The 13,245-nt window shown below is 38.7% G+C and carries 9 protein-coding genes; 6 read left to right on the top strand and 3 right to left on the bottom strand.

Going from position 1 to position 13,245, the window contains the following annotated elements; all coding sequences use genetic code 11:
• Positions 1-6 precede the first annotated feature (6 nt).
• The 3 genes from CNR22_11890 to CNR22_11880 all read right to left on the bottom strand — a co-directional run bounded on the left by CNR22_11890 (position 7) and on the right by CNR22_11880 (position 4,225).
• Positions 7-867, bottom strand: coding sequence for a hypothetical protein (locus tag CNR22_11890; protein PBQ32440.1), 861 nt, complete (start codon positions 865-867; stop codon positions 7-9).
• A gap of 115 nt (positions 868-982) precedes the next feature.
• Entirely contained in the window at positions 983-1,855 is an 873-nt protein-coding gene (locus CNR22_11885) for a hypothetical protein (GenBank protein PBQ32439.1), read from the bottom strand.
• A gap of 18 nt (positions 1,856-1,873) precedes the next feature.
• Complete coding sequence (locus CNR22_11880) at positions 1,874-4,225, bottom strand: hypothetical protein (GenBank protein PBQ34887.1); 2,352 nt, start codon at positions 4,223-4,225, stop codon at positions 1,874-1,876.
• A gap of 363 nt (positions 4,226-4,588) precedes the next feature.
• Between CNR22_11880 and CNR22_11875 the strand changes: the two genes are divergently transcribed.
• The 6 genes from CNR22_11875 (at position 4,589) to CNR22_11850 (ending at position 13,239) form a co-directional block, all read left to right on the top strand.
• A complete protein-coding gene (locus CNR22_11875) occupies positions 4,589-5,986 on the top strand; it encodes a histidine--tRNA ligase (GenBank protein ID PBQ32438.1) in 1,398 nt (465 codons plus the stop codon).
• Complete coding sequence (hutH, locus tag CNR22_11870; protein ID PBQ32437.1) at positions 5,970-7,466, top strand: histidine ammonia-lyase; 1,497 nt, start codon at positions 5,970-5,972, stop codon at positions 7,464-7,466. The genes CNR22_11875 and hutH overlap by 17 nt, the downstream gene beginning before the upstream one ends.
• A complete protein-coding gene (locus CNR22_11865) occupies positions 7,456-8,070 on the top strand; it encodes a hypothetical protein (GenBank protein ID PBQ32436.1) in 615 nt (204 codons plus the stop codon). Before hutH ends, CNR22_11865 begins: the two co-directional genes overlap by 11 nt.
• A 351-nt stretch (positions 8,071-8,421) precedes the next feature.
• Positions 8,422-10,329: a hypothetical protein gene (locus CNR22_11860; GenBank protein PBQ34886.1), complete on the top strand. Its 1,908-nt coding sequence runs from the start codon at positions 8,422-8,424 to the stop codon at positions 10,327-10,329.
• 279 nt (positions 10,330-10,608) lie between these two features.
• The gene (locus CNR22_11855) at positions 10,609-12,930 is read left to right on the top strand and encodes a hypothetical protein (GenBank protein PBQ32435.1); all 2,322 of its coding nucleotides are present in this window, start codon (positions 10,609-10,611) and stop codon (positions 12,928-12,930) included.
• Between the two features lie 96 nt (positions 12,931-13,026).
• On the top strand, positions 13,027-13,239 hold the full coding sequence (locus CNR22_11850) for a hypothetical protein (GenBank protein PBQ32434.1): 213 nt from the start codon (positions 13,027-13,029) through the stop codon (positions 13,237-13,239).
• Positions 13,240-13,245 lie beyond the last annotated feature (6 nt).

Here is a 13,245-nt window from a genome sequence, read left to right as displayed (position 1 = left end):
TATTGTTTAATATGGGATTGTTCTGACTAACTTATCTACATTGGCAATACTAAACCAACCTACAGCCTTGGTTTTTGCGCCGGCTGGTGTAACGAAATTTGTTTTTACATTTTCAGGAGTTGTGGCAAACAAACCGCCGTTATTAATTTGAGCCTGGGCTTGAATCAGAAAATTATAAGTATCGCGCGTGATAGCATTTATCGATGCAGCACAACCGGTGCCTGGCCTGTACATTTTAAAGCCCAGTAAACTATAGGGAGGTGTAAAATTTAGTGAATCTTGTTCAACATTCTTAACTATGCCTCCGCTTCCGTCAATGCAGAGATTGAAACTTGTGTCATTGTCGGTTTTTATCCAGTAGTAATCAGGAAATTCATCTACTTTATCTTTTGCCCACAGAGTGCACATATAGTAGGGATAAGTCGACTGTCCCGTAAATTGGTCTTTGTCGTAATAAGTTGCTTCAATACTATCAATTTTTGCAGCCCTCGGCTGAGTGGTAAGAGCGCTGTATACAACCCCATCTATTTCTACTTCAAGTTTATACTGATGACCTACGACAAAAGATTTTTTTTCAGCACTCAACTCGTATCTGTCATCCCTGGCATAGTAGCCTTTGTATGATATATTTGCTGTAAGGTCGTGAAGCGTTACTTTTGCATTGACTATCGGTTCTGGTTTTTGCGTATTAAAATAAGTCGAGTTCTTATGTATAAAAATCGACTGAAGGTCGTATTGGCTTTCAAGAAAAGCATCAATAACAACCAGTTCAGAGCCCTCATCGAGCTTAATTTGCACCACATCAGTGCATTCTGTAGAAAAAATGACAATTAAAAATAAACAGATACTCAATTTCAGCTTCCGCATTTACTACTAATGTATTAATTAATAACGTAAGCTCGTGTATTTTAGTACCCGGATCTATGAAACGAAAAACCCGGAATTCTAAATTGAAATCCGGGTTTACTTTTAATTAAACTTTCTAGGGAATAACTTTTGTTTTTGTTGCTACAGACGCCATATTAAACCAACCGACCGCTTTCGTTTTCGCGTCAGCAGGAGTTACTATATTCGTTTTCACATTTTCGGGTGTTGTTGCAAAAAGTCCGCCGTTATTGATCTGAGCCTGGGCCTGCACAAAAAAATAGTAAGTCTCACGCGCGATAGAGTGAACTTCTACTTTACAGGTATTACCGCTTTGATAAGATCTGAAACCTAAAAAAGTTGCAGGAGGTGTAAAGTACGTAGAATCGAAAGAGGCATCAGTAACCGGACCGCCTGTGCCATCGATGCAAATATTTATGTCATCAAACAAAGTATCATTACGTGATGTTTTAATCCAGTAATAATCTACGTTGGCGTCTACTTTATCTTTTGCCCAAAGTCCGCAAAAATAGGCAGGTTGGGCAGAGCCAAAACCACTTGTGCCATCGTCATACTCTGCGCTAATACTGTCAATTACCGCTGTACGTTTTTGTGTTGTAAGCGATGTGTATGTTGTACCGTCTATACTAACATTCAATTCATACTGATGATCTCTTTTAGACATCACTTCAGATGCACCAACGTTGTACACATAATTGCCATTACCGGCATCGGTAAAAACATATTGAGAACCGTCGGTAAGGTCCTTCAGAAGCACGTTAGCACCTGCAACAGGAGGCGCTTCACGGTTACTAAAATAATTATCGTTAGTAAGCACCCGGATAGTTTGTTTGCCGGGAAGATCATTCACAAAAGCATCGATCACATATAGCTTAGAACCTTCGTCCAATTTAATTTGCACCACATCTTCACACGAAGAAAGAAATAGAACGCCGGTGAAAAAAAAGAAAAATTTAAATAGTGTTTTCATTGTAATATTTTTAAGACTCTAGAAATTAAAATTATAAGTTACTGCCGGCACAAAAGTTCCGATGATAGAATAGCGAACTGCTTCTGTTTGCTGAGGTTCACCTGATTTTGTACGGAAATAAATACTGAATGCATTTCTTCTGTTGTAAACATTGTAACAGCTAAATACAAGTGTTTGTTTGTAACGGCGTGTCTCGTTTTTCTTAAATGTGTAAGTTGCCCCAAGGTCAAGACGGTGATACGGAGTGATTCGGTAATTATTACGAATACCATCTGTGTTATAAGGAATGTTTAAAGTCTGAATCTGAATTTTTGAATTTGGGAAGGTTCCCGGTACACCAGACAAGAACACAAAATTGGCAGAAATATTCCAGCGTTTAAATAAATCGTAGTTTACACTTGTATTTAATACGTGCGTTCTGTCGTACCTGCTGTAGAACCATTCGTTATTGCTGATGCCTCTCACAAGACGTTCTGTTTTGCTTAGGGTGTAACTAACCCACCCTTGAAATTTACCTTTCGATTTTTTTACGTAAAACTCAGCTCCATAAGCTCTTCCCAAACCTTGCAGTAATTGGTTCTCAACGGTAGAATTGATAAATAAATCGGCATTATCAATGTAGTCCAGCTGATTTTTCAGGTATTTATAATAAACCTCCACAGAGGTCTCAAACATATTGTCTTTAAAATTCCTGAAATAGCCTACGCTCACCTGGTCTGCCGTTAAGGGTTTAAGATTGTTTGAAGCAATTGTGTAAACATCTAAAGGAGTACTTGCCGCAGTGTTACTAATTAACTGAATGTATTGCGCCATGCGGTTATAACTCGCTTTTACCGAACTGGATTTTGTTAACACATAATTTGCAGAAATACGTGGTTCAGGATTAATATATTTTTTTATCAGTTCTCCTGCGGAGAAGTCTTTTGAATCATCCAATGGCAAAGCTGTGTTCTCGGTAGTATCTCTGAAATAATAAGCTTTTCCTTTCCCGATGTAAGTATACATACTTACTCTTAAACCATATTCAACGGTAAGTTTTTGGGTGATTTTTTGTTCGTTACCTATGTATGCCGAATACTCTACACCGTAACGTTTATCAGAAAGAAATTTAACGGTACCGTTTTCAAAAGTACCTGTTGCATCAAAAGGCAAGAAGTCGTATGCAAGAGCCTGCGCACCGAAACGAATAGTATTTCTGGAATTCAGGTAGTAGATAAAATCTGTTTTACCACTGTAGTTAATAATGTTGCTCTTCCATTTAAACCCTTGACCATTACTGGCTGTAAAACCCAGCTTGTAACTGTAGTTACTATAGAAGGCCGTGGCATTCATAAATAATTTTTTATTGAAGATGTGATTCCAGCGCGTGGTTGCTGTAGTATTTCCCCAATCAAATCCAAAAACAGAAGCGCCAAAAACGTCTCTTCCTAAATAACCGCTGGCGAAAACGGTATTCTTTTCATTAATACGCCAATTAAATTTGGCTGTAAGATCATAGAAGTAAAAATCGGCGTTCTTTAAGGCGTTGCCGCTCTTTAAAAAAGGCTTTACCAAAGCATCGATGTAACTGCGGCGACCGGCAATAATAAAGCTTGCTTTGTCTTTAATAATGGGCGCTTCAATACTTACGCGGCTGAAGATTGTCCCGATGCCACCATTCACAGCGAGTTTTTTGCTGTTACCTTCTTTCATACGGACATCTAAGATGGAGGATACACGTCCACCATATTGCGATGGAATTCCACCTTTAATTAATTTCACGTCCTTTACAGCATCCGGATTAAATACAGAGAAAAAACCGAACAAGTGCGAGGAGTTATATACCGGCGCTTCATCCAGCAAAATTAAATTCTGATCAATATTTCCCCCGCGTACATTAAATCCACTGGCACCCTCACCTACTGTTGTTACACCAGGCAATAATTGGATAGCCCTGATAACATCCACTTCGCCCAATAAAGCCGGAATTTTATTTATCTGCTTAATGTCAAGTTTAGCCACACCCATTTCAACACTCTTCACGTTTTTGTCAGCGGCTTCACCTGTAATTTCAACTTCATCAAGATCTTTTCCTTCTTCCTCTAACTCAAAAGTCTTAGTGATGCTTTTATCAAGATTCACAGAAAACGTAAACGTTCTATAACCAATAATCGAAACTGCGATTATATGTTCCCCTTTTGGAAGCGTTAAAGAGAAGAATCCGTATTCATTTGCTGAAGCGCCAACATTGGACCCCTGCTTTGAGATGGTTGCTCCTATGAGGGACTCTCCATTTTTGGCATCTTTTATATACCCGCTGATGGTAGCACTTTCCTGGCTAAAAAGCCCAATAGTTAACAGAAAAAAGAGGAAACTTAATTTAAATCGCATAAATTTTAGTGTTTTTAATTTCAAGGGTTTTAAAATCGCAGGCAAAACTATGGAAACTAAAATTCTCTCACAAGTTTCCATGCGCTATATTTACCTTTTATGTAAAAATAGGCGGCTAATTTGCTTTGAAAGGGTTTAAATGGCATCGTAAAGTCGGCGAATTGTAATTGTTAACGTTGAGACAACACTAATAGTGTTTACCCCTATCGCGTTTTGAAATTTTTTTCTTGAAGGTAGTAAGTAGTTGGTATCAGGTAGTGGGTACTGCCTGCTTACCCTTAATATCGCTATTCAATACTTAATACTCCCTACTAACTACTCAATACTTTTTAGTAAGTTTGCGCCATATTTCCAAACGCCATTATGAAACCTTCCATACCAAAAGGAACAAGGGATTTCGGTCCTGTAGAGATGCAAAAACGTCAATACATTTTTTCGATTCTCCGCAAGAATTTTCAGCTGTTTGGATACGAGCCAATTGAGACTCCCACAATGGAGAATATAAGTACTCTCACAGGAAAATATGGAGAGGAAGGGGATCAACTTATCTTTAAAATTCTTAATTCGCGCATTCACGAGCACAAAAATAAAGAGTTACTCAAACAAGAATTTGACCTATCACTTGAGTCGCCCCGAAATTCGGAGGCTTTGACCGAAAGGGCTTTGCGATACGATCTAACAGTTCCGTTCGCCAGATATGTTGTAATGAATCAAGGTAAATTAGTTTTTCCTTTCAAAAGATATCAGATACAACCCGTGTGGAGAGCAGATAAACCTCAGAGAGGACGCTATAGAGAATTCTATCAATGCGATGCGGATGTGATCGGCTCTAACTCTTTAATCAACGAACTTGATCTGATAGCCCTGATCGAAAAATCTTTTCACGAACTGCAAATCCCTGTTCTTGTAAAATTTAATAACCGTAAGATTTTAACAGCCCTCGCGGAAGTAATTAATGAGCCCTCCAAAATTATTGATATAACAGTTGCCATTGACAAACTTGACAAAATCGGCAAAGAAGGTGTGAACAAAGAATTGGCAGAAAAAGAAATTTCTGCTGCAGCTATTGCCACTTTACAGCCTCTTTTGGATTTTAAAGGTAATAATCTTGAGAAAGTCGAAGTCCTAAGGAAACTTGTCGGATCCAATGAAGCAGGCAAAAAAGGGATTGAAGAAATTGAATTTTTATTGAAAAATATTCCGCAGGGACAAGCCAATATTGAACTCGATATAACATTGGCCCGCGGTTTAAATTATTACACAGGTACTATTTTTGAAGTAAAAGCAAACGCAGGAACCTTTACTCCAAGTATTCTTGGCGGTGGACGTTACGATGACCTTACCGGAATTTTCGGATTGCCAAACATGAGTGGTGTGGGGATTTCTTTTGGGGTAGACCGTATTTACGACGTGATGGAAGAACTGAATGTGTTTCCGGAAAGCATTTCAAAATCGTCGTCTACTACTCTGCTCTTTACTCACTTTGATGAAGAGTCGCAGAACCATTGTATTCATTTAGCTGCAGAGCTGCGCAAGAATGAAATTTCGTGCGAGATCTATCCTGATCTTACAAAAAAATTAAGTAAACAACTCGACTACGCCAATAAAAAAAATGTTCCTTTTGTGTGCACAGTTGGTAGCAACGAAATAGAAAAAGGAGCATACGCCATTAAACACATGACTACCGGTAACAAAAAAGAACTAAATATTACCGATATGATTCATTATATAAAAACAGAACTACATGACATTCACAATTGATCATACCAAAAGATTAACGCTTGAAGAATTAAGCAACTTTTTAAAAGATAAGGACGCGACTGTTGAACTGTCTGCAGCTTCTAAAAAAGCCGTTAGTGATTGCCGTGCCTATCTCGACAATAAAATGAAAAGCAATGATGGTCCTATATATGGCATCAACACTGGTTTTGGTTCTTTATGTAATGTTATTATTCCCGATAAAGACCTCGAGCAGTTACAAGAGAATTTAGTAAAGAGTCACGCATGCGGCATGGGTGAAGAAGTTCCACAAGAGATTGTGAAACTGATGTTATTCTTAAAAATTCAATCGTTATCGTACGGCAAAAGTGGCGTTCAATTAGAAACCGTTGAACACCTCTGTGAACTGATCAATCATAAAATTTACCCTGTTGTTTACCAACAAGGTTCTTTAGGCGCCAGCGGAGATCTTGCTCCATTAGCGCATTTATGTCTGCCTATTCTAGGAATGGGCAAAGTAAATTATAAGGGTTCGCAGGTAGACACGCGCACGGTGTTCGAGCAAAAAAATATCAAGGCCATTAAATTAAAATCTAAAGAAGGCCTTGCGCTTTTAAACGGTACGCAATTCATGAGCGCTTACGGAATTTATTGCCTGTTAAAATCTCATACACTAAATAAAGCCGCCGACGTAATTACTGCTTTATCTATTGATGCTTTTGATTCGCGTATTGATCCTTTCAAAGACCATTTGCACACCATTCGTGCACATTCTGGTCAGTTGCAAACAGCTCAGGCTATTCGCAGGCATTTGGAAGGAAGCGAAATTATTACAAAACACAAAGAACAAGTTCAGGATCCTTACTCCTTCCGTTGTGTGCCGCAAGTGCACGGCGCTACTAAAGACACCGTGAATTATGTTACAAGTGTTTTCGAAACAGAAATAAATTCGGTCACCGATAACCCTACTATTTTCCAGGAAGAAGACGAAATTTTAAGTGGTGGAAATTTTCACGGTCAACCTTTAGCTCTAGCTTTGGACTTTTTATGCATTGCCATGGCTGAATTAGGAAGCATTTCTGAACGCAGAACTTACCTTTTAATTTCAGGTCAACGTGGACTTCCCGCATTTTTAACTCCTAACCCGGGATTGAATTCAGGATTTATGATTCCTCAATATACGGCAGCAAGTATTGTAAGCCAAAGCAAACAACTCTGTACGCCTGCAAGCGTTGATAGCATTGTAAGCAGTAACGGCCAGGAAGATCACGTGAGTATGGGGGCAAACGCGGCTACTAAATGCTACCTCGTTGTAAATAATACTGAAAAAGTTCTCGCCATTGAATTGCTAAATGCTTCTCAGGCATTAGAATTCAGAAGACCTTTAAAATCTTCTCCCAAAATTGAAGAGATGATGGCTGCCTACCGAAAAGTTGTTTTTGTAATGCGTCACGATGAAATAGTTCATGATTTAATGCATTCTTCTTTACAATTTGTAAAATCACATTTTAATGAAAATTAGTTTTGTGCAGTTTTCTTATAGACCTCTGATTCAGGTAAATTTTATTCTATTTTTTATCTTTTCATGTTATACTCCCTTGAAGGCTTGTCAATGTCCTTTAACGGTGTTAAGTCTTGAAGAGTGTAACAAATATGAAATTATTTTCAAAGGGAAAATTTTGAGTGTTGCTAATTGCGATCACAAATTCGGGGAAGCTATTTTTGAGGTGGAAGAACTCTACAAAGGAGTTGCCACTCAGGAATTTAAAGTGTTGTTTGACTGCAACGAAGAGTGCATGCAAAAATTTTCTGTAGGTGATGAATGGATTATTTATTCACGCTACAAACAAGTAGACAATGCCAAAATGGATTGGTGCAGCCGCAGCCGCAAATTTTTTAAAGTCGATAAAGAGGATTTTTACACCGTGACTTACGGTAATGACTATTTTGATGAAGTTCAATTTCTTCAAAAAACACTGGGTGTTCATCGTGTGTCCGTAATCAAAAAAAGTCAAAGTGGTGGACGGAATAAACGTCCGGATACACAGCTGATGGTTATTATTTTGATTTCTTCATTGGCAACCATTGTGTTATTCTATTATCTATTCAATAAGTTTTTTAAGTAGAAAATTACCTGGCAGGTTGCCACAGATCGCTGAATTCGCTGATCTGAATGTCTAAGCCTTTTTTTTGAGTTTCAATTGAATACCCGAAACCTGAAGCAAAGACCGATCAGGTAAAACTTTTCCATCTAATTTAGAATAGCTCCACTTCGTTAAGCTTAGATTTCGCAGACATCATCTATGGCAAAAAAAGCACTGGAAAAATCTGTGTAATTCATCTCAAAAAAACTTTTATGGAATTATAAAATGATCTGCATCTAAATAGAAAGATCAATTATAAATCTAAAACTAAAAATCATGCTAAAAATGTCATTTTATAGTATAGTTGTTGCAGCTCTGGTGAGCGTAGCGGCTATGACACTCTTTAAAAAAAACGGAACAATCACAGGAACTCTTAAGGACGATAAGGGCATAACGATTTCTTCTGCGGGAATTCTCTTGCAAAAAGACTCTGCTGGCAGAACTATAACTGTTCAAACATCTGTGACAAACGCTAACGGAGAATTTTCTTTTTTAAATGTGCCAGTAGGAAAATATAAAGTACTTGCGAATTCAAAGGGATACAACTCCACACTCATGACAAATATTATTGTTAGAGACGCTGCCACAACACATATTGATATGAGTATAAAAATCAGCAGCTCAAAAACACCAAAAGTGGAAATTGTGAATTACAAAGAACCTCTGGCGGAAAAGGATGCTGAGGGACCTGCATCCCCGAAGAAAGAAGAATTTAAAAACACCAGCCGACAGGATATAAAAACAATAGTAGCTGCCCCCACCGCCGCATATGAATCAGAATACGCTGCTACGCCTCTAACAAATTCTTATAGTCCAGACCGGGAGTTCAACACAGAAGAATATTCTAAAATAACCGACAATGAATTTAAAGACGCGCAGAAAGATCCGCTTTCCACCTTTAGCATTGATGTAGACAAAGCTTCTTATAGCAACATGCGCCGCTTTATTACCAGCGGACAATTACCCCCTGCGGATGCAGTGCGTGTGGAAGAACTTATCAATTACTTCCCTTACAGTTATCCTCAGCCTAAAGGACCAGATCCCTTTTCAATTACTACACAGTATTTAGAATGTCCATGGAACAGCAATCATAATCTCATACATATCGGCATCCAGGGTAAGGAATTAAAAATGGATAAAGCAGCACCAAGCAATTTGGTTTTCTTACTCGACGTATCCGGCTCAATGGAAGACGCAAATAAATTACCATTATTAAAATCAGGTTTGAAATTATTAATAGACCAAATGCGTGCTGAAGACAAAGTTTCTATAGTTGTATATGCCGGCGCCGCAGGAGTTGTATTGCCTCCAACATCTGGTAATCACAAAGAAAGAATAACAGATGCACTTGACAAATTGAGTGCCGGTGGATCTACCGCAGGTGGAGAAGGAATTATTCTGGCTTACAAACTAGCGAAAGAAAGTTTTATTGCCAACGGAAATAACCGTGTAATTCTAGCCACTGACGGAGATTTTAATGTTGGCGCAAGCAGCGATGGAGAATTAATTCGCTTGATTGAAAAACAAAGAGAAAGCGGAGTATTTCTTACCGTTCTTGGATTTGGTTCAGGAAATTATAAAGATTCTAAAATGGAACAATTGGCTGATAAAGGAAATGGAAACTATGCCTACATCGATAACCTTTTGGAAGCAAAAAAAGTAATGGTAAAAGAAATGGGAGGAACACTTTTTACGATCGCAAAAGATGTAAAAATTCAGATCGAATTTAATCCCTCAAAAGTAAAGGCTTACCGTTTGGTGGGCTATGAAAACAGGATGCTGAACAAAGAAGATTTTAACGACGATAAAAAAGATGCCGGTGAATTAGGCGCCGGACATAATGTGACTGCGATCTATGAAATCATTCCTGCAGGGTCTAAAGAATTACTTGCCTCAGTAGATTCTTTAAAATATCAAAGAACAATTCCTGTAGTAAAATCAACAAGCACCGACGTGATGACCATTAAATTCCGTTACAAAGAACCTGCAGGTACAACTTCAAAATTAATCACCGAAGTTCTCGAAGATAAAAAAACAGCTTTTGTTTCAGCTTCTGAAGATTGTCGTTTTGCTTTAGCTGTGGCAGAATTCGGAATGGTGCTTCGCGATTCACAATTTAAAGGAGATGCAGATTATAAATCCATTTTAAAAATGGCAAAATCTTCTAAAGGAAAAGACGACGATGGCTATAGAGCAGAATTTATCCGTCTTGTGGAAATGGCAGAGCTTTTGAAAAGATAAGCGCGATAACATACCCTTTTAAAAAACGAATCTCAGAAATGGGATTCGTTTTCGTTTGTAATAACGAATACATGACAAAAGATTGCGCTGAAATTATTCTTTATACCAAACAATTTGCGTTTTAGTTTACAAAAACAGAGTGAGGAATTAAGAAGCGAAAGTTAATTATTAATCATTATTTCTTAATTTTTACACTGCACTCCCTCATTAATACTACGCTTTCACTCAAAAAAAGCTGTCGGCTACTTCCAGCAAAAAGATTTACCTGTATCTTTAATTATGCCGAGGATAAATTTGCTGTTACTTTTTTTGTTCTTATCATTTAAAGTATTTACACAAAACGAAACTCAGAATTGGTTTTTCGGAAATCAGTGTGGACTGAATTTTGCATCGAATCCACCAAGCAGTGTCCTGAGCCCGGTGTTCAATGCTACCGAAGGAGGTTCCTCTATTTCAGATGCAGCTGGAAATCTGCTTTTTTACTCGGATGGTGTTACTGTTTGGAATAGTATTCATTTAGTGATGGCGAATGGTAATGGCTTGTTCGGAAATCAATCCAGTACTCAGTCATCTGTTATCATCAAACAACCCGGAAGCGCGTTTCTCTATTATTTATTTACCCAGGAGGAAAAAGGATATGCCAATGGATTTAGATACTCGGTAATAGACATGAGTCTTGCCGCCGGCATGGGCTCCGTGACGGTAAAAAATATTCCTATTTACACACCAAGCTGCGAAAAACTATCGGCAGTTAAACATTGCAATGGCAGTGATGTGTGGATACTCACGCATGATTATAATTCAAATGTATTTCGCGCAGTGCTATTAACTTCTGCCGGTTTAAACTCTACACCTGTTTTATCAGCTGTAGGTCCTGTTTTATCAGACATGAATTATAACAGTGTTTTAAAAATATCTCCAAGCGGAAAAAAAATTGCGATGCCTAGTTTAATGGGAAATAATCTCCGCTTATTTGATTTTAATACAGCTACTGGTGTTGTATCGAATCACGTTATTTTATCAAACATAGTAAGTTATGGCTGCGAATTTTCACCTGATGGCACAAAACTTTATGCCGGTGTAGATAATGTTTATCAGTGGGATCTTTGCGCCGGTAACGTTACAGCTGTTCAAAATTCGTCGGTAACACTCTGGCTAAATAGTCAGGTAGGCTTGGGGTCATACCAATTGGGCTTAAACGGAAAAATTTACATAGCGCAATTACAAAGCAACATGCTTGCCGTAGTTGATAATCCAAATCTTGCCGGTTCAGCGAGCAATTTTGTACCTAACGGTCAACCGCTTACCACCGGAAATGTTACTATGGGGTTACCAAATTTCCTTGTAAGCAGTTTGAAAACACTGCCGAGTTTTTCTTTTACACAAAACTGCAACCTCGCTACTTTTACTTTGCCACCTTTACCAGAAGGCGCCTGTGATGCAGGACAAACTTTCACTGCCAGCTCCTGGATTTTTTCCGATCCCTCTTCCGGAGCTGCAAATACCTCTACACTCTCTGTAGCCTCTCACAGTTTTTCTTCTCCGGGTACCTACAAAGTAAAACTTTTGCTCTACCATGAATGCGGTGCCGATACTGTTTCACAAGATGTAACAATTGGTCCTTTCCCATTGCTCACTATAAATTCTCCGACTTCGATATGTGCAGGTTCTTCAGCTACTTTGACTGTTAGTGGAGCTAACTCCTACACGTGGAATACCGGTGCTACTACCACATCTTTACTCGTTTCTCCGCTCCTAACAACTTCTTACTCTGTTACAGGTTCTTCGGTAAATGGCTGTTCCAGCAGCGCCGGCTCTACACTCGCAATACTGTCAAGTGGAACTCCCACGCTTGATTTTTCTTATAAAAGTCCGGTTTGCATCAGTGATATAAATCCCCTACCGCAACTTAGCGCAGGATTTAGTTCGGGAGGTCTTTTTTCTTCGCCCGATCTAACAGTGAATTCAGGCACAGGCCTTATAGATCTGGTCTCGGGAGGCGTGGGGACTTTTATAATTACCTATTCTATTGCGGAACAAAACTGTATTGCCAGTGGAAGCAAAACTACAAGTATCATTATCCTTGAAGCTCCACTACTTACGGTTAGTCCGGACACTAGAATTGCGCCTGGCAAAACCGCGGTACTCGAAGTCAAGGGAGGCTACACATACAGCTGGAGTCCCGCTACAGATATGAGCTGTAGCAACTGCAGTGATCCTGAAGTTTCTCCAAAAGTAACTACCATTTATTGCGTTACTTCTGCAAGTTCAGGGTGTGTCTCTAAACGTTGTATTTACGTGGAAGTTACCTGTGATACTGGTGGAGATCTCTCACTTCCCAACGCCTTTACTCCTAATGGCGACGGCAATAACGATTTGTTTTGTATCCAGGGCTGGGATCTTTGTACTACACATTTTTCTGTATTGATCTTTAACCGCTGGGGAGAAAAAGTTTTTGAGTCCAGTAATTCTTCTTTTTGCTGGGACGGAACTTTTAAAGGTAAGGTGCTAAATCCAGATGTCTTTATCTACAGTGTTAGCGCATCTTTCAGCGATGGCAGGCAGGTTAGCAAAAAAGGGAATATCAACTTACTTCACTAATAAACTTTTATAGCCTTTCCAGTTCATTTTCAGATCTGAAAGCTTCCGGCACGGTTGGCAAAACGATTTTAAAAATCCTTTATTTCATGAGGCAATATGGTTACGCATTCTGACACATTGTTCGCGCAAAGTTCACAAATTACTCCTTACGATCTGATGCACGAAGGCTGGAAAACTCTGGTTAAAAACAACGCTGTACCTGCTATTCAGAAATATACGTTATACATAGTCTGCATGAAAGATATACTTGCCCTCAGAAATTTATCAGTTAATAGCCCGCGGGATGAAAGGCATTTAATCTTAGATTAGTTTAAA

Source organism: Sphingobacteriaceae bacterium (genome assembly GCA_002319075.1).
Classification (GTDB): Bacteria; Bacteroidota; Bacteroidia; order B-17B0; family Aurantibacillaceae; genus Aurantibacillus.
Note: the sequence above shows the minus strand (reverse complement) of the source record. Positions and strands in the feature narration are given on the sequence as shown.